This is a genomic window from Haloferax sp. Atlit-10N (assembly GCF_003586325.1).
Taxonomy (GTDB): Archaea; Halobacteriota; Halobacteria; order Halobacteriales; family Haloferacaceae; genus Haloferax; species Haloferax prahovense.
Genome location: NZ_PSYX01000001.1, coordinates 1,163,466 through 1,180,411, shown reverse-complemented (window position 1 = coordinate 1,180,411; position 16,946 = coordinate 1,163,466). Strand labels below are relative to the sequence as shown.

The 16,946-nt window shown below is 67.2% G+C and carries 15 protein-coding genes; 6 read left to right on the top strand and 9 right to left on the bottom strand.

The genetic code is table 11. The annotated features are described in order from the left end of the window. Window positions 1–30 precede the first annotated feature (30 nt). Together dhaL and dhaM are read left to right on the top strand one after the other, a co-directional pair. Complete coding sequence (gene dhaL, locus C5B91_RS06145) at window positions 31–729, top strand: dihydroxyacetone kinase subunit DhaL (protein WP_008093436.1); 699 nt, start codon at window positions 31–33, stop codon at window positions 727–729. Beyond that, window positions 726–1,112, top strand: a complete 387-nt coding sequence (gene dhaM, locus C5B91_RS06140) for a dihydroxyacetone kinase phosphoryl donor subunit DhaM (RefSeq protein WP_004976921.1) — start codon at window positions 726–728, stop codon at window positions 1,110–1,112. Before dhaL ends, dhaM begins: the two co-directional genes overlap by 4 nt. An 83-nt stretch (window positions 1,113–1,195) precedes the next feature. Here the strand turns inward: dhaM and ptsH1 are convergent, their stop codons facing one another. The 6 genes from ptsH1 to glpA all read right to left on the bottom strand — a co-directional run bounded on the left by ptsH1 (window position 1,196) and on the right by glpA (window position 8,882). Further along, on the bottom strand, window positions 1,196–1,471 hold the full coding sequence (gene ptsH1, locus C5B91_RS06135) for a phosphocarrier protein HPr (protein WP_004976923.1): 276 nt from the start codon (window positions 1,469–1,471) through the stop codon (window positions 1,196–1,198). 100 nt (window positions 1,472–1,571) lie between these two features. Further along, complete coding sequence (locus tag C5B91_RS06130; RefSeq protein WP_008093432.1) at window positions 1,572–2,636, bottom strand: hypothetical protein; 1,065 nt, start codon at window positions 2,634–2,636, stop codon at window positions 1,572–1,574. Window positions 2,637–2,639: 3 nt separating this feature from the next. Continuing rightward, window positions 2,640–4,172, bottom strand: a complete 1,533-nt coding sequence (glpK, locus tag C5B91_RS06125; protein WP_008093431.1) for a glycerol kinase GlpK — start codon at window positions 4,170–4,172, stop codon at window positions 2,640–2,642. Between the two features lie 363 nt (window positions 4,173–4,535). Then, complete coding sequence (locus tag C5B91_RS06120; protein WP_008093429.1) at window positions 4,536–5,846, bottom strand: anaerobic glycerol-3-phosphate dehydrogenase subunit C; 1,311 nt, start codon at window positions 5,844–5,846, stop codon at window positions 4,536–4,538. Continuing rightward, on the bottom strand, window positions 5,843–7,111 hold the full coding sequence (glpB, locus tag C5B91_RS06115; RefSeq protein ID WP_119712786.1) for a glycerol-3-phosphate dehydrogenase subunit GlpB: 1,269 nt from the start codon (window positions 7,109–7,111) through the stop codon (window positions 5,843–5,845). The genes C5B91_RS06120 and glpB overlap by 4 nt, the downstream gene beginning before the upstream one ends. Beyond that, a complete protein-coding gene (gene glpA / locus C5B91_RS06110) occupies window positions 7,098–8,882 on the bottom strand; it encodes an anaerobic glycerol-3-phosphate dehydrogenase subunit GlpA (RefSeq protein ID WP_115819239.1) in 1,785 nt (594 codons plus the stop codon). The genes glpB and glpA overlap by 14 nt, the downstream gene beginning before the upstream one ends. Window positions 8,883–9,237: 355 nt before the next feature. Here glpA and C5B91_RS06105 point away from each other — a divergent pair, with 355 nt between their 5' ends. Together C5B91_RS06105 and C5B91_RS06100 are read left to right on the top strand one after the other, a co-directional pair. Next, entirely contained in the window at window positions 9,238–10,440 is a 1,203-nt protein-coding gene (locus C5B91_RS06105; RefSeq protein WP_115819238.1) for a Cdc6/Cdc18 family protein, read from the top strand. Window positions 10,441–10,578: 138 nt separating this feature from the next. Further along, on the top strand, window positions 10,579–11,256 hold the full coding sequence (locus C5B91_RS06100) for a phosphoglycolate phosphatase (protein WP_115819237.1): 678 nt from the start codon (window positions 10,579–10,581) through the stop codon (window positions 11,254–11,256). Window positions 11,257–11,287: 31 nt separating this feature from the next. On the opposite strand, the gene C5B91_RS06095 is transcribed toward C5B91_RS06100, so the two are convergent. Continuing rightward, a complete protein-coding gene (locus tag C5B91_RS06095; RefSeq protein WP_008093420.1) occupies window positions 11,288–11,476 on the bottom strand; it encodes an HEWD family protein in 189 nt (62 codons plus the stop codon). Between the two features lie 177 nt (window positions 11,477–11,653). Here C5B91_RS06095 and C5B91_RS06090 point away from each other — a divergent pair, with 177 nt between their 5' ends. Further along, window positions 11,654–12,208, top strand: a complete 555-nt coding sequence (locus C5B91_RS06090; protein ID WP_049968478.1) for a class I SAM-dependent methyltransferase — start codon at window positions 11,654–11,656, stop codon at window positions 12,206–12,208. 181 nt (window positions 12,209–12,389) lie between these two features. Beyond that, on the top strand, window positions 12,390–12,545 hold the full coding sequence (locus C5B91_RS06085) for a rubrerythrin-like domain-containing protein (RefSeq protein WP_115804853.1): 156 nt from the start codon (window positions 12,390–12,392) through the stop codon (window positions 12,543–12,545). A gap of 102 nt (window positions 12,546–12,647) precedes the next feature. Here the strand turns inward: C5B91_RS06085 and C5B91_RS06080 are convergent, their stop codons facing one another. Beyond that, entirely contained in the window at window positions 12,648–13,616 is a 969-nt protein-coding gene (locus C5B91_RS06080) for a DUF368 domain-containing protein (protein WP_008093417.1), read from the bottom strand. Between the two features lie 123 nt (window positions 13,617–13,739). Further along, a complete protein-coding gene (locus C5B91_RS06075; RefSeq protein ID WP_115819236.1) occupies window positions 13,740–16,874 on the bottom strand; it encodes an oligosaccharyl transferase, archaeosortase A system-associated in 3,135 nt (1,044 codons plus the stop codon). Window positions 16,875–16,946: the final 72 nt, after the last annotated feature.

The window sequence follows — 16,946 nt, the reverse complement described above, 5'->3', positions numbered from 1 at the left end:
GGATTAACGACAGGCCGACGAAGGACAGCCATGGCTGACGCAGAGACACAACGCGAAGCGGTGCTGGACGCGCTCGACAACGTCGCCGAGCGCCTCGCCGAGGAGAAGGAGTACCTCACGGACCTCGACTCCGCCATCGGCGACGCCGACCACGGCGCGAACATGGAGCGCGGCTTCGGCAAGGCCGCCGACAAGCGCGACGAGTTCGCCGAGATGGAGCCGAACGAGGTCGTCAAGAACGTCGGGACGACGCTCATCTCGAACGTCGGCGGGGCCTCCGGCCCTCTCTACGGCGGCTCTATCATGTTCGCCAGTCAGGAACTCGAAGGCGGCATCACCGCCGAGACTTCGGTGGCGTTCGCGGAGGCGTACCTCGACAAGGTCAAGGACCGCGGCGGCGCGCAGGTCGGCGCGAAGACGATGGTCGACGCGCTCGTCCCCGCCGTCCACACCTACAAGAAGTCCATCGAGCAGGACGACCTCCCGCCGCTCGAAGCCCTCGCCAAGGCCGTCGACGCGGCCGAGCGCGGTGTCGCCTTCACAGTCCCCATCAAGGCGATGAAGGGCCGCGCGTCGTTCCTCGACTGGCGCTCGGTCGGCCATCAGGACCCCGGCGCGACGAGCACGCTGTTCATCCTCGAAGAGCTGCTTGAGACGGCCGAGGAGTACCTCGACGGCGAGGTCGACCGCGACGCTCGGGCCGAAGACGCTGTCGGGAGAGCGGAATGATTGGCCTCGTCGTCGTCTCGCACAGCGCAAAGGCCGCCGAGGGAATCGCTGAGGTCGCCGCGCAGATGGGCGGCGGCAACGCCCGAATCGTTCCCGCTGGCGGCGACGAGGACGGCATCGGAACCTCGCCGGACCGCATCCGCGAGGGCATCGAGGAGGCCGACGACGGCGACGGCGTCGTCGTCCTCGTGGACCTCGGCAGCGCCGTGATGAACGCGGAACTCGCCATCGAGATGGCGACGGACTCCGAGGCGGTCATCGCCGACGCGCCGATTCTGGAGGGGACGCTCAACGCGGCCGTCGAGACGACGAGCAAGAAGGCGACGCTCGACTCGGTCGTCGAGCGCGCCGAGGACGCCCGCGACTACCGGAAGCTGAACTGAGCGGCCGGCTGGCGACCCGGCCGCAGTCGGCGACGCGTGCGGAAAAAAGACACCGCCGCGGGGCGGACCCGGACCGGCGTTTCCTATTCTTCGTCGCCGGCTTCGGGCGTCGAGAGCACTGCTTCGAGGGCGTCGAGCGCCGCTTCCGCGTCGTCGCCCTCTGCGACGAGGCGAATCTCCTCGCCGTGACCGACGCCGAGGCCGGTGACCGCGAGCATGCTGGCGGCGGGGACGAGGTCGTCCTCGTCGGCGCGGCCGAGCTGTACGTCGGCGTCGAAGGAGTTCGCGGTCTCGACGAACTGGGAGGCGGGACGGGCGTGGAGGCCGTCTTTCGGGACGACGGCGACGATGCGTTCCATACGTTCGGTATCGACCGGGGAGCGTTATCGCTACCGGTTGCGGAACGCGTCGCAGAAAAATTGTGAACGACGTGTGCGGGGCCGGGGGCGTCCGGGGCGGTTAGAGCCCGAGGTACGCCGAGTTGGGGATGGCCCCGAGCAGGAACAGCACGCCGATGAGCAGCGAGTAGATGGTAATCGACATCGCCGGTGGGTCCACGTGCGTTCCGGAGTGCGCGTAGGCCACGCGCTGGGTGACCTCGCCGAGCAGCGCGCCGATGAGACCACCGACCGCGGCGGCGACGATGATGAGCGGTTCGCTCCCGCCGACCATCGGGGCGGCGACGGCTCCGAACGCCGACCCACCGAGAGTGATGTGGTGGGTGACGGGTATCTTCTCGACGCCGAGGTTCAAGAACAGCAGGCTGGCCGCGGAGATACCGTAGGCGAGGAAGAAGCTCTCCGTGATGAGCCACGTCCAGCCGCCGAGGATACCGGCTCCGAGACCGATGACAACGATGTTGACCCACTTGTACTGGTGGGGGAGCCACGGTTCGGTCGCGGGCCGGCCGCTCCCGTCGCCGCGCATCGTTCCCTTCTCGAACGGCGACATGTCGAGGAGGCCGCTGCCGGCGGGCGAGCCGATGAGCGGGTAGCCGAAGGCGATACGCGCGATGAACGCCGTCGTCATGACGGACAGTGCGACGCTGTCGAGCGGGAGGCCGATACCTCCCGCGATGCGGGAGATGAGGAGCCCGAGGACGCCGAAGAGGCCGCCGACTGCGAGGATGTCGGGCTGCGTGCCGAACGCGTACGTGATGTCCTTACCGAAGTGGTAGCCGCCCTCGCTGGGGTCCATGTCCGCGTACCGCTTGCCCGCGTAGGCGCTGGCGGCGACGCCGCCGGCGAAGGCGATGTGCGGGCCGACGAACGGGCCGAACCCGATACTGCCGGTGATACCCGTGCCGAGTTCACCTGCGGTGATGAGGTCGGCTCCTTCGAACTGTCGGATGACGATGCCCGCCGTCTCGCCGAGCAGCACGACGAAGCCGGTGAAGATGAACGACGGCAGTGCGCCGATGGCCGCGCCGAACATACCGCCCGCGAACGCCGCGAGCAGGAGGACGACGAATCGTTCGGCGCTGACGCCGATGACCGGAATCTGGAGTGCGAATGTTTCGAACACGAGTTACTCCTCCCGGGCCCAGTCGAGCGAGCGGTCGACGGCCTCTTTCCAGCGGCCGTAGCGCGCTTCGACGTTCTGTGGGTCTTTCGGGGCGAACTCGCGGTCGACCTGCCAGTTCTCGCGGAGTTCGTCGAGCGTCTCCCAGTAGCCGACGGCGAGGCCGGCGGCGTAGGCCGCGCCGAGGGCGGTCGTCTCGTCGACCTGCGGGCGGACGATCTCCGTGTCGAGGATGTTCGACTGGAGCTGACAGAGGAAGTTGTTCTTGACCGCGCCGCCGTCGACGCGGAGGCTGGAGAGGTCGATGTCGCTGTCGGACTCCATCGCCTCGGCCACGTCGCGCGTCTGGAACGCGATGGACTCGAGCGTCGCGCGGACGATGTGCTCGCGGCGGGTGCCGCGGGTCATGCCGACGATGGTGCCGCGGGCGCGCTGGTCCCAGTGGGGCGCGCCGAGGCCCGTGAACGCGGGGACGAAGTAGACGCCGTCGGTGGACTCGACCGACCGAGCGAGCTTCTCGGACTCGGCGGCGTTGTCGATGAGCGTCATGTCTTCGAGCCACTCGATTGCCGCGCCGGTGATGAAGATGGAGCCTTCGAGGGCGTACTGGACCGGCTCACCGGAGCGCTGGAAGCCGACGGTGGTGAGGAGGCCGTGTTCGGACATGACCGCCTCTTCGCCGGTGTTCATCAGCATGAACGAACCGGTACCGTAGGTGTTCTTCGCGTCGCCGGCGTCGAAACAGGTCTGGCCGAACAGCGCGGCCTGCTGGTCGCCGAGCGCGCCGGCGACGGGGACTTCCGCGCCGAGGAAGCTGTCCGCGTCGGTCTCGCCGTAGTGGTCGTCGTCGGACGACGGGCGGACCTCGGGGAGAAGTTCGCGCGGGACGTTGAATTCCTCTAAGAGTTCGTCGTCCCACTCCATGTCGTGGATGTTGAACAGCATGGTCCGCGACGCGTTCGTCACGTCCGTGATGTGGTTCCCCGTCAGATTGTAGATGAGCCACGTGTCGATGGTCCCGAAGGCGAGTTCGCCGTCGGCGGCGCGGTCTCGGATATCTTCGGGTCGGGAGCGCTGGAGCTTGATGGGGTCGGAGTTGTCCAGCAGCCACTCGGCTTTCGTCGCGGAGAAGTACGCGTCGGGCTCGAGACCCGTCTTCGCGCGTACGTCGTCGGTCTTGCCGTCCGCCTCGAGCGTCTCGATGCGGTCGGTCGTCCGACGGTCCTGCCAGACGATGGCGTTGTGAATCGGCTGTCCGGTCTCACGGTCCCAGATGAGCGTCGTCTCGCGCTGGTTCGTGATACCGATGGCTTCCAACTGCTCGGCGTCGAGTCCGGCGCTTCCGAGCGCCGCATCGATGACTTTCTTCGTGTTCTCCCAAATCTCGTTCGCGTCGTGTTCGACCCAACCGGGCTCTGGGTAGATCTGTTCGTGCTTCTCGTAGGCGTTGGCGACCACCTTGCCGTCGTGGTCGAACACCATGAACCGCGTGCCTGTGGTACCCTGGTCGATGGCACCGACGTAAGTTTCTCCTGACATTTCTAACCAACCTCGATACGAACTCTCGGTGTGAGAGTCCTACCACTACAAACGTGTACAAATTATATGATAAATGTTTCTTTACTACTGGCCTGTATATTGTGGAGAATGAAATTGCATTACAAGGTCTGAAACACCAGAATATGGCGTCTACTATTTCACACGGGCACTATTTCACCCGTTTTAATCGAGGACAGAATCGGGCGGACAAAACGGACGATTCGGTCGAACGACGGACAAATCCGGTGATTAACAAGCAACAATCACCGGAAAGTCCCCGTCGAATCGGCGCGCGCGCCGAGCGCGACGGCGTTCGAGTGGTCCGGCGCTCGAACGAAGTCGTTCGTCAGCCGTGCGCGCGTGTCAGACCAACGCCTCTTCGAGGAGCTGGAGCGGGTGTTTGATGTCGTAGCCCGTTCCGTGCTCCATCTGCATCGAGCAGGTGGGGCACTCGGTCATGCCGACGTTCCCCTGCGCGTGCTCCATGTGGTCGAACATGTCCGCGCCGATCTGCATCGACTTGTCGTACTTCTCTTCCTTCCAGCCGTAGGTACCGGAGATGCCGGAACAGGAGTCGCCCACGTCCTCGATGTCGACACCGTCGAGCTGGCGGAACAGCTCGACCGCCTGCCGGTCGAGACCCTGATTGCGGCCGTGACACGGCGCGTGGTACGCGAACGACTGGTCCTCGACGGACGCTTCTCGAATCTCGCTTTCGAGGTCCTCGTGGATGCGCAGGTACTCGAGCGCCTCGTAGGTGTGCGCCGAGAGGTCCTCGATGCCGTCGATGTCGAACAGCTCGGGGTACTCCTGGCGGAGCGACATCGAACAGGAGGTACACGACGCGATGATGTCGTAGCCCTCGGGGATGAGCCCCGCGAAGTTCTCGACGTTGATGCCGGCGGCGCGCTTTGCGTCGTCGAGCATGCCGTTTGCGAACATCGGCGTCCCCGAACAGCGCTGTTTGGGGACGACGACCTCGTAGCCGAACGACTCGAAGAGGCGGACCATCGCCTTGCCCACCTCGGGTGTGTTGTAGTTGGAGTAACAGCCGTGGAAGTAGGCGACGCGCTTCTCCTCGGAGCGGACCTGCGGGCCGCCGCGTTCGTTCCACCACTCGCGGAACGTCTGGGTGGCGAACTCGGGGAAGTCGCGCTCGGCCGTGATGCCGAGCACCTTCTCGTTTATCTGCTGGACGACCGAGTTGCCCATGACGGCGTTCGCCAGCCGGGGGAACATGCTGCCCAACTGGGCGAGCGTGCCGTAGTTGGCGAGGATGCGGTTGCGGATGTACTCCCGCGAGAGCTTGTCCATCTCCTCGTCGACGTACTCGCCGCGGGCCGTGTTGTGCATCTGGCTGAGCGGGACGCCCGAGGGACAGGCGTCGTCACAGCGCATGCAGTTCGAACACGACATGATGGAGTCGTCGACGGCCTCGTCTTCCTTGCGCTTGAGCCGCCATTGCTCCGGGCCCTGGAACTTCGGCCCGGGGAACTCGTCGTCGACTTCCGCGACCGGGCAGGACACGTCGCAGGCGGTGCACTTGTAACAGTTGTCCGCGCCCGGTCGGAGGTCCATGTCGGTGCTGTCGGGGAACACCTCGACGGCCTCGAAGTCGTCTGTCTGTGCGTCGGGGGTCAGCGTCGGGTTGCCTGGGGATTCTGCGTCACTCATCTGGTTGCCTCCTCGCCCGCGAGTCGGCCGGCGACGGCACCCGTCGCCAAGGAGACGCCGCTCGCGGATTTCTCGCGCGCCACGTCGGCACCGCCGACGACGCCGCCCGCGGCGCGCAGGTTCTCGAAGTGCGGTTCGCCGTCTTCGTCGGTCGGTCGAAGTTCGGCGTCGGGGACGACGCCGAAGCGCGCGAACGCGTGGTCGCCGAACGCCTCGGGTTCGGACCAGTCGTAGCGGTCCTCGGGGTGCGGGACGTGACAGCCGAAGACGGGCTCAGTGACCGACTCTCGGTCGGAGTCGAGGCCCTTGCCGACGAGGCCGCCCGTGGCGAGGACGACCTGGTCGGCCGAGTAGGGTGTCGGCCGGCTCTTCTGGTCGACGATGACCGTCTCGACGCGGCCGTCTTCGGCCTCGAAGTCGACCGCCGGGTTGCCCGCCGAGATGCGGACGCCCGCCTCGTCGAGCGCGTCGAACAGCATGTCTTCGAGCTTGAGCCCGAGCAGGCTCGGCGGGCCGGTCGGCACCTCGAAGACGGGGACGCCGAGGCGGTCCGAAAGCTCCGCGCGGACGTCCTCGTCGTGGTCGTCGCCGAGCATCGCGGGGAAGCCGACGCGCGACTCGCCGTCCAGTTTCTCGGCGACCGTGTCGGCGACGACGGAGCGGACCGTGCCGCCGTCGACTTCCTCGTCGCGGTCGAGTGCCTTGGCGAACCGCGTCACCTTGGCGTCGGCGCGGAACCGCTTGGGGAACTCGACGGTGACGCCGCGGGCAGAAAACGGCACGCCGGCGGCCGTCAGGTGGTCGGCCGCGACGGGCGCGTCGAAGTCCGTGAGGCCCGCAAAGCCGACCAAGAGCATGTCGCCGGACGAACTGGCGAGACCGGGCGCGACCGACTCGGGGTAGCGCGCGGTCGGCTTCACCGCGCCGCCGTGGGTCATCACGAGCGCGTTCGAGTCCGTGTGGCCGCCGCGGTAGGCGTCGCCGACCGCCTCGTCGAAGATGCGGAGGCCGGCGCGGACGCCGTCCTCGCCGACGACGTGGTAGGGGTGACCCTCCGGGGGCGCGTCGAGGCCGGCGGAGGGGTCCGAGAGTGGACCGTCGCCGCCGGCGTAGCCGAGCACGTCGACGAGGCCGCTGGCCTGCCGGAGCGTGCTCTTCTTGTGGGCGAGCAGGCGCACGCGAGCGCCCGTCTCCGCGGCCGAGAGCGCGGCCGTGCAGGCGGCGATGCCGCCGCCGATGACGAGCACGTCGTCAGTTATCGCCATCGGCACCTCCGAGCGCGTCGTCGCCCGCGCAGTCGGTTCGCTCGCGGCCGCCGTCCGCGACCGCGCCGCCGGACGCGACGCCCGAGGCGTCGCCCTCCGAGGCACCGCCGTCGTCGAAGGCGGCGAAGTCGATGTCGGCGTCGGCCGCCGCGGGGTCCTCGTCGCGGTTCATCGTCGTCGCGTGGAGCATGTGCTTCAGCGCGGTCTGTGAGAGCTGCGTGCCCCACATCGCGTGGCGCTCGCCCTTCCAGCGCTCTTGGTAGAGGTCGTCGAGGGACGCGCGAATGGTCTCCTCGTCGTACTCGGGGGCGAGTTCGTTCGCCATCCGGTGACAGCAAATCGCGCCCTGACAGTTGCCCATCGAGGCGCGCGTCTGGATGCGCACGGAGTTGAGCTCCGTACCCGCGGTGTCGAGAGAGTCCTGAATCTCGGCGCGGGTGACGGCCTCGCACTCGCAGACGACCGGGTTGGGGTCGACGCTGTTGAGCACCTCGTCGGCGCGCGAGCCGAGCCGCTGGGCCGACCGGCGGCCGATGGGCGACCGCAGGCCGAAGTCGTCCATGTAGTCGCGGAGGACGGTGAAGTCCTCGCTGCCCGGCAGCGGCACGTCGGCGGTGCGGCACTCGGCCTCCACGTCGAGCTTCTCGCAGACGTGGTCCGAAATCTGCTCGGCCATCATCCGGTAGGTCGTGAGCTTGCCGCCGACGATACTCGTCATGCCCGGCAGGTCGTCGCGGTCGTCGTGGTCGAGCAGGAAGAACTCGCGGGTGATGTCCGTCGGGTCCTCCGTGCCGGTGCCCGGCGGCTCGTACAGCGGACGGACGCCCCAGAAGGAGCGAATCGTCCGCGCCTCGGCCAGCATGGGCACGAGCTCCGACAGCGTCTCTATCATCAGGTCGACCTCCCAGCCCTCCTCGGGGTAGTCCTCCGGGTCCTCGACCTCCTCGTCGGTCGTCCCGAGGATGCACGTCGTCTCGTGCGGGACGATGATGTCGGCGTCGCCCTTCGGCCGACAGCGGTTGACGACCGTGTCGACCTGCCGGGTGTTCATGATGGTCATGACGCCCTTCGACGGGCGGACTTCCACGTCGACGCCGGCGAGGTCACCGATTTGGCCGGCCCACGCGCCCGTCGCGTTGACGACGTAGTCGGCGCGGATTTCCTCGACTTCTCCGGGTTCGCCGTGGACGTAGGGCCCGGTGCCGGTCTGGTGGGTGACCTCGACGCCGACGACCTCGCCGTCCTCGACGAGCACGTCCGTGACCTCTGAGTGCGTCTCGATGCGCGCGCCGTGTTCGACGGCGCTCGCGGCGTTCGCCACGCAGAGGCGGAACGGGTCGACCGCGCCGTCCGGAACCTTGATGGCGCGCTTGATGTCCTTCGCGAGGTACGGCTCTATCTCGCGCGCCTCCTCGGCGGACAGCACCTCGGCGGGGATGCCGCACTCGCGACAGCCCTCCAGCTTCTTCTCGAAGTACTCGTCGGAGTCCTCGGGGCGCTGGACGAACAGCCCGCCCGTCATCTCGACGCAGTGGCCGGCGATTCGCCGCAGGACCCGGTTTTCCTCGATACACTCCTTGGCGGACGGCTGGTCCGACACCGCGTACCGGCCCCCGCTGTGGAGGAGTCCGTGCATCCGCCCCGTCGTCCCGTGTGTGAGATTCCCCTTCTCGACGAGGGTCACGTCCAGCCCGCGCATCGCGAGGTCGCGCGCGATGCCCGTGCCGGTCGACCCCCCGCCAATGACGAGGACGCTCGGCGATTTTTTCATCTGTCTTTCGTGAGGTAGGACCGACGGCACTTTATTTTACCTTCACTCGTCTCGCCCCCCGTTCGTCTCACGGAACGGACCACTTCGGCGACCGGATTGCCATCGTACTGGCCGTAGAATACCGTAGCTCGGCGTTTCTACGCCTATTCGAAACGACGACAATAATTCAAAATTATTGTTCTTATTAGTTACGTCCGGTGTGGGAATCCCGCCGGCAACGAACCTCTCAACTGGCTTTGAAGCGCCCCGGACGGCCGATTTTCGTGTTTCATGTTCTCATTTCTCAGGGGAGATGTCGGTAGTGGTCGATTTTTACGCGTGCACCGGATACCGTCTGCTACGGACTTTCCACGCCATGCGCCTCGAAGACAGAATCACCAGGCGACGCCGCCGCGGCGGGACGAGACGGCGGCTCGTCCGGGACCTGAACGCGCTCGACCCGACGGCCCACCCCGACGAGCCGACCGGCCGCGGGCCGACGCTCGAACGCATCCTCGACCACCTCGACCCGGTGTTCGACGGCGACCTGCCGTCCGACGCCCACGTCCACGGACCGAAGGGAGCCGGGAAGTCGGCGGTCGTCGCGACGCTCTTCGGGCACCTCTCCAGCGCGCTCCCCTCTCAGCGGTCGGTCATCCACACCGCCACGCGCACCGCCGCCACACCGACGACCTCCTTCGCCTACGTCGACTCCCGCGACGCCTCGACCGAGTTCGCGCTTCTCCACGCGGCGCTCGACGCGCTCTGCGAGGAGCCGGTGCCATCGCAGGGCGTCGGCGTCGAGGCGCTTCGCGAGCGGCTCACAGACCGGGTCGCCCACGACGAACACGCGGTCGTCGCCGTCGACCACGTCGACGAACCGGAGACCTACCCCGCGGCGACGGCGGTCGAGACGCTCTCGTCGGTATCGCCGCACGTCTCGGTGCTCACCGTCGGCCGCGACCCTCGAAGCGACGCGAGCGAGCGCGACGACGGGGACGGAGCGACCGACGCCACCGACGCGGCGTCCATCGCGGTGCCGGCCTACGAGCGCCACAGCCTCGTGGATATCCTCGTCGCGCGCGCCTCGGACGGCGTCACCCGAAACGCGCTCCCGCACGAGGCGACGCGCGAGGTGGCCGAGTGGGCCGACGGCGACGCCCACGACGCGCTCTCGGCGCTCTACGGGGCGGCGACGCTCGCCGCCGCCGACGGCGGGGACGCCCTCGACACCGAGTACGTCTGCGCCGGCATCGACGCCGTCCCCGACGACGGCTGTTCGCTCGGCCGCGTGTTCGCGCTCCCCGAGAGTCGCCGGCGCGTCCTCCGGGCGTTCGTCGCGCTCGACGACGAAGAGACGGCCTCCGTCTCGGCGGCGACCGAGAACATCGCCGCGTCGCCGCGGGTGTCGCTGTCGCCCGCGACCATTCGGCGCGTCCTCTACGAGCTTTCTGACCTCGGCATCGTCCGCCGCGTCTCGGACTGCGACTCCACCGACGGGCCGGGCCGGCCGGCGACGCGGCCCATCCCGAACTTCTCGACGCTGGCGTTCCGCGGACTGGACGACGCCGAACGCTGAGCCGAGGGGGCGACGACCTGCGTGACCTGCGAGAACGGGACCTGCGTGACCCGCGAGAGCGACGACCCGCTCGGGCCGTCCTGCGGCGCGCTTCTCCCCGACCGCTGAATCTTTTTCCCCCGTCTCCCAACTCCGGGTATGGTTCCGCCGCTCGTACTCGACATCGACGGGACGCTCACCGACGCGCAGGGCCGCCTCGACCCGCGCGCGTTCGAGGTGCTCCCGACGTGGGACGCGCCCGTCATCCTCGCCACCGGCAAGGCGTTTCCCTACCCGGTCTCGCTGTGTCACTACCTCGGCCTCCCGCAGACCGTCATCGCGGAGAACGGCGGGGTCGTCCTCGCCGACGGCGAGGTGACGTTCACCGGTGACCGCGAGGCCGCGCAGGCCGCCGCCGACGAGTTCGTCGCGCGCGGCGGCGACCTCGGGTGGGACGCCGCTGACACCGCGAACCGCTGGCGCGAGACCGAACTCATCGCTCGTCTCGACGCCGACGAGGCGCTCCTCCGGGAAGTCGCAGACGAGTTCGACCTCGAAGTCATCGACACCGGCTTCGCCTACCACATCAAGACGCCGGGAGTGGAGAAGGGCGTCGGCCTCGAACGCGTCTGCGAGACGATTGACTACGACCCGGCGGACTTCGTCGCCGTCGGCGACAGCGTCAACGACGCCTCGACGTTCGCCGTCGTCGGCCGGTCGTTCGCCGTCGCCAACGCGGACGACGTGGCCAAGGACGCCGCCGACACCGTACTCGAACAGTCGTACATGGACGGCACGCTCTCGGTACTCGAATCGCTCCAAGAAGACGCGGCGTAGCCGCCGGCCGCGCGCGCAGTTCGTCGGCGTCTCAGGCCGGCTCTTCGAAGGGAGCGAAGCGGCCGTTGATGTCCCACTCGTGGATGCAGTAGGGGCTTCCGACCCGTTTCTCGCCGTCCTCTTCGGCAACGACCCACGTCGCGGTGTCGTCGTCCCAGCGTTCCACCCGACCGCAGCGCTCGCAGACGCGTCGCGTCGGTCGTCGAAGTTGGGGTTCCATACGTGTGAGACTGACTGCCGGGCAAAAAAGCCCATCGCCGTCGGCAGTTTCGCGGTCGACCCGTCCGGTCCGCACCGCTCGCCACCGGAGCGAACCCACCGGGTCGGTTGTGCACACGACGAACACGCGTCTTCCGGAACCGATGGGACTTACGGGTCGGGGTGCGGAGTGATTCGCATGGGCTTTCACACCTTCGACGCCGACAGGGCGGCGAAACTCGACGACCCCTCGCGGTTCCGATTCGTCTCCCGGGAGGAACTGCTCTCGCACCTCGGCGTCGCTCCCGACCGGGTCGTCGCCGACCTCGGCAGCGGCACCGGCTTTTTCACCGACGAGGTCGCGCCCCACGTCGGCACGCTCTACGCCGTGGACGTACAGGAGGTCATGCACGACTACTACCGCGAGAAGGGCGCGCCAGACAACGTCGAGTTCGTCACGGCCGACGTGGCGTCCCTGCCGTTCGACGACGACCACCTCGACGCCGCGTTCTCGACGATGACCTACCACGAGTTCGCCACCGACGACGCGCTCGCCGAACTCGCCCGCGTCGTTCGCCCCGGCGGCACCGTGGTCGTGGTCGATTGGTCCACATCCGGCTCGGGCGAGGACGGGCCGCCGCTCGACGAGCGGTTCGGCCTCGGCGACGCCGTCGACGCGCTCGAATCGGTCGGCTTCACGGTCACCCATGGCGAGACCCGACGCGAGACGTTTGTCTGCGTCGCCCGGCGCTGACGCGGCGGGGTCGGTGAAGCGCCACCGTCCTCCGAAATCCGGCAGAACTGAACAGTACGGTGTTCTGATGCGGATTCTATTTTCGGTCGGAGCTCTTCTACGGCGTAGAATATTAACATACTAGAGTAATTTGGGGAATATCAGGACAACGCTTACCACGAAAACCATGGTAAAATATACCATGGCATTGCATAACTCAGTCATCGACGACTATCACCCGACAGAGGGGTACTACGAGTGTCGCTCCTGTCGCACGCGGACGGTCAGTGCGTCTCACCTGTCGGAATGCCCCGACTGCGGCGGGTCGGTTCGTAACATCGCCGTCGCCCGCGAGTGAGATTCGCCGCCGCCCGCGCGAGTCCGTGAGCGCATCGAGTCCGAACAGACAGCCGACTTCCTTCTCACCGGGTCGCCGTGGCCGCCCGCCACGACGGCCCGCTCAGGATTCGATGATGCCCGTGTACCGGTCGACGAGTAGGACGACCGCCGCGCCGACGACCGCGGCCACGGCGAACGCGGCGTAGAGTTCGGTCGACCACGACCGGCCCGCGTCGACGAGCGCGTTGGTGCTCTCGACGACAGGGGCGCGGAGCGCCCCGACGATGAGGCTCACGAGGAACGCCAACGTCGCCCGGCGGTGGTGTTCGAGCGCCCAGCGGACGACGTGCGCGATGCTGAACAGGCCGACGACCGCCCCGAGCATGAACGTGATGACGACCGTCCCCGGTTCGACGATGACCGACAGCGATGCGCCGCCGGCGATGTCGATGAGGCGGTCGATGAACGTGTTGAGCGCCGCGTTCATGTACTCGTACTGGCCGAGAATCAACAGGAGAAGCGACCCCGAGACGCCGGGGAGAATCATCGCGCTGACGGCGATGCCGCCGGCGACCGCAATCGCCGGGAGCGAGTGCCCGAATGCGCCGCCGCTCCCGCCGGAGGCGACGAAGGCGATGACGAACCCGGTGACGGCGGCCGCGATTTGCCGCGGGCCGTCGAGCGAGACCTGCGCGTACAGGACGACCGCCGACGCGGCGATGAGCCCGAAGAAGAAGCCGTAGGTGGGGACCGGCGCGTCGTTGAGCGCGATGTGTAGCACGCGCATCACGGTCACGATGGCGGTGGCGATACCCGCGCCGAGCGCGAGCAGGAAGCCGACATCGACCTCGCGCATCGCCGCGATTGCGTCGGCCCGGCGTCCCGGGACGACGACGCCGAGAGCGCGCTTGATTCGGCCGGGCGTGATGGCCGTCACCGCGCTGATGAGCCGTTCGTAGATGCCCGTGATGAGCGCGATGGTGCCGCCCGAGACGCCCGGCACGGCGTCGGCGGCACCCATACAGACGCCCTTCAGGTAGATGAGAAGCCACGAGAAACGGGATGTCGTCCCGTCTGAGTTCCTCGACATTTCGTTGTCGGATGCTCTCTCGGGAAGGATATCAGTCCACCGCTCTGCCGGTCGGCGGCGAGAAGAGAAACGCGTCGAAACGGCGATCAGCGACCGGGCGACTGCCCGGCCCGGCTCGAAACCTTACGCGGCGACCGAAACCGCGCTGGCGTCGACTGACGCCGAGGTCGATGCCGACTCGTTCGTCTGCGAGTCGTCTGAATCGGAGTTCTCCGTCAGGTTGAACTCCTGTTCGTTCCGTTCGAGAGTGACCTGCACGGTTCCGTCTTCAGCACCGTTGACGAGGCCTTCCTCGACGGCGACGTTCTGCGCCTGGTAGCTGACGACGGTGTTGTTCCCGGCGAAGGTCGTCGGCCCGGTGAACGTGTAGTCGCCCGTCGCGCGGACGTCGACGTTCGTGTAGCCGTTGTCCGGACCGTACTCGTCGTAGCCGGTCGTGGAGTACGGGAGCGTCATCGTGAACTCACCGTCGGCGTCGGTCTGCGCCTGCTGCGTGTACGTGAAGTTCGTACCAGTTGTCTGGTCGCGCATCTGGACGCGAGCGGTCACCGTCGCGTTGGCCGGGGCACCGCTGCCTTCGACCGTCGCGCCGGGGACGCGCTCGAACGTCTTGACCCACGAGGGGTTGTTGGGAACGAGCGCCTGCGCTTGGATGCCGTAGGTGTTGCCCGCGCGGATGAGCGAGTTCTGGTAGGACCCCGAACGGAGCGCCGAGTTGTTCGAGGACTTCACGAGGCGGTAGTGTTCGAGGGCGGCGACGCGTTCCTCGGGGAACGTGCCGATGCCACCGATCTGCGAGGTCGGGTCGTTCGCGACGTACTCCTCGGCGGCGGTCATATTGTCGAACACTCTGACCGCCTGCCCGTCAGACGGCGTCACCTTGAACGTGGTCTCCCCGTCGGCGGACGTTCGTTCTTCCCAGTCGACGACGATGGGCGACGCCTCACGGGCGCTGCCGTGGTACGCGTAGAGCCGGACCATCAGGCTCTCGTAGTACCGCTGGTCTTTGAGGCTCGACACAGCGGCGACTCTCGTCTGTCCCTCCTGCTCCTGCAGGCGGTACATCGTACTGTAGAAGTCGGACGTGGAGACGTTCGACTCGTCGTAGAAGACGGTCGGCGCACCGAACTTCGAGTCGGTCGAGGCCATCTGCCAGTCGACCATGACGTAGCGGGTCTCGTTACCCTCCTCGCTCATGTCGGCGAGGACGTCGGAGGCCTGCTCCTCGTTCGGCGCGAGGAGGAAGTTCGCGGCCTCGGTCGCGCCCTGCTGGAACGGATTGGCGTTCGGGATGCGCTCGCCGAGGACCGTTATCCAGTGACCGTAGTCCCACCACGACATGACGCCGTACGTTCCCTCGGCGTAGTTGAAGTCGTCGGTTCGTTCGTAGGTTCCGTAGTAGTCCATCTCGTTGGATGCGCCGCCGAACTGCCCCTCTTCGGGCGTGCTGTTCTGCATCCACTCGAAGCTGTCCTGCCACTGCGTCACCGTGCCCGGTCCGGTCTGGGACGACTGGAGGGCGTTGCTGCTGGTGCCGGCGTTGCCGAGTTGAATCGGCACGACGAGCACCGGGGTGAGGACGAGAAGCAGGGCGATGGCGACGACCGCGACCGTCCCGTACGACACGTCGTCGAGGCGGTCGGTGCCGGCGAGGTCGATGATACCGAGCGAGAGAATCTCGCGGAGGAGGTACGCGTTCATCACCGCGACCACGACCGCGAGGTAGTAGTTGAAGCGGACCTGCGTGAAGGCGGCCGAGGTGATGATGGCCGCCCAGACGAGGACGAACAGGTGTTCGCTCTCGTAGTCGGCCTGCAGCACCGCACCGACGATGAGGGCGCTCGCGATGGCGAGGCTGACGAGCGAGGATTCGAGGCCGAGGAGCTCGCCGATGCCGGCCGGGATGGCCGGAATCAGGAAGATAACGCCGAAGACGGCGAGACTGCCGGCGACGTAGCCAATTTTCCGAGTGTCGCCGTCGCGGACGAGCGGCTTGCCGACGAGCCAGATAGCACCGACGAGGCCGGTGAAGAACGTGAAGCCGTACTCGGACATGATGCGCTCGGTCGCGGTCATGCCGCTGTTCTGCAGGACGCTCGCGGCGATGAAGGGCTGTGCCTCGCCGATGGTCCGCGTCGCCGCACCGGCGCTGAAGCCGACGGTGCGGAGGAAGTTGACGCTCACCTGACGGAAGGCGTCGGGGAGGACGACGGCCGTACCGATGACGGCGACGAGGCCGAGGGCGGCGACCGCAACCGGGTAGCCGCGGTCGTCGACGTCGTTAGACTCCCACCACCGGGCCAGCGCGGCGAGGAACACCGCGCCCGCGCCGATACCGAAGGCGAACACGGGTTGGAGGAGGCTGAAGTTCGTCACGCTGAACGAGAAGTCGGTGAGGGGGACGAACATCAGGAGGCCGGTGACGAGCATCGAGACTGCACCGACGAATGCGACGTGTTCCGGGGACTGACCGCGGACGTAGTCCGCGACCATCTGGAGGACCAGGTACAGGCCGAAGATGCCGACCAGGAGGATGCCCGGCGGCCACGCCCACATATAGAGCGTCATTCCCACGCCCGCGAGCGCGGACCAGATGAGCGTGGAGCGGAGGGCGTCGAAGTCGCGGGCGGCGACGAGTTCCCAGACGGGCTTCTCGCGGTTCGCCACCGAGAGAGCAATCATGATGGCGACGACCGCGAAGCCCTGGAAGAACGGCTCTGCGATGTTGTGGTCGGCGAAGCCGACGAGGCCGCGCTGGAGGAACGTCCCGGGGAGTAGCGCGAGGATGACGACCCCGAAGACACCGCCAAGCCGACCGCCGAGGCGGCGACCGATGAGGAACGTCGGGATAGCAACCAGTGCCCCGAAGACTGCCGGCGCGACGAGGAGGGCCTTGGCCACGAGGTCGGGCGACGGGCTACCGAGTCCGACGACGAGGGCGGCCGTGGCGATAATCTGGTCGTAAATCGTCCCGAACTGGCCGACGCTCGTCCCGTACGGGAAGTACGTCCACGGGTCGAACGGCATCGTCGACGGCCAGTTTTGGACGGTGTACGTCACCTCTCGGAGCTGATACCAGGCGTCGTTCCCGGAGAAGAGGACATCACCGTCCCTGATGAAAGTACTATACGACCGAAGGCGGACGGCCAACATGGCGACCAGTATCACGAGGAGGGCGGGAACGTGATACCAGTCTTTAGCGAGTTCGAGGACCGACTTCGAGTCGGGGTCCTCGATACGCTCTGTGTCTGCGCTCATCGCTTCGATGGACTGGGAAAACCCGCATAAGCCTTATGACTCGGTTTCACCGCCGACACGGGCTATTTCCGG

Excerpts from the sequence above, each read along its gene's own strand:
- C5B91_RS06120 (WP_008093429.1), bottom strand. The coding sequence starts at position 5,846 with ATGAGTGACGCAGAATCCCCAGGCAACCCGACGCTGACCCCCGACGCA.
- dhaM (WP_004976921.1), top strand. The coding sequence starts at position 726 with ATGATTGGCCTCGTCGTCGTCTCGCACAGCGCAAAGGCCGCCGAGGGA.
- C5B91_RS06090 (WP_049968478.1), top strand. The coding sequence starts at position 11,654 with ATGGGCTTTCACACCTTCGACGCCGACAGGGCGGCGAAACTCGACGAC.
- C5B91_RS06075 (WP_115819236.1), bottom strand. The coding sequence starts at position 16,874 with ATGAGCGCAGACACAGAGCGTATCGAGGACCCCGACTCGAAGTCGGTC.
- C5B91_RS06085 (WP_115804853.1), top strand. The coding sequence starts at position 12,390 with ATGGCATTGCATAACTCAGTCATCGACGACTATCACCCGACAGAGGGG.
- glpK (WP_008093431.1), bottom strand. The coding sequence starts at position 4,172 with ATGTCAGGAGAAACTTACGTCGGTGCCATCGACCAGGGTACCACAGGC.
- C5B91_RS06105 (WP_115819238.1), top strand. The coding sequence starts at position 9,238 with ATGCGCCTCGAAGACAGAATCACCAGGCGACGCCGCCGCGGCGGGACG.
- glpB (WP_119712786.1), bottom strand. The coding sequence starts at position 7,111 with ATGGCGATAACTGACGACGTGCTCGTCATCGGCGGCGGCATCGCCGCC.
- C5B91_RS06080 (WP_008093417.1), bottom strand. The coding sequence starts at position 13,616 with ATGTCGAGGAACTCAGACGGGACGACATCCCGTTTCTCGTGGCTTCTC.
- C5B91_RS06100 (WP_115819237.1), top strand. The coding sequence starts at position 10,579 with ATGGTTCCGCCGCTCGTACTCGACATCGACGGGACGCTCACCGACGCG.
- dhaL (WP_008093436.1), top strand. The coding sequence starts at position 31 with ATGGCTGACGCAGAGACACAACGCGAAGCGGTGCTGGACGCGCTCGAC.
- glpA (WP_115819239.1), bottom strand. The coding sequence starts at position 8,882 with ATGAAAAAATCGCCGAGCGTCCTCGTCATTGGCGGGGGGTCGACCGGC.
- ptsH1 (WP_004976923.1), bottom strand. The coding sequence starts at position 1,471 with ATGGAACGCATCGTCGCCGTCGTCCCGAAAGACGGCCTCCACGCCCGT.
- C5B91_RS06095 (WP_008093420.1), bottom strand. The coding sequence starts at position 11,476 with ATGGAACCCCAACTTCGACGACCGACGCGACGCGTCTGCGAGCGCTGC.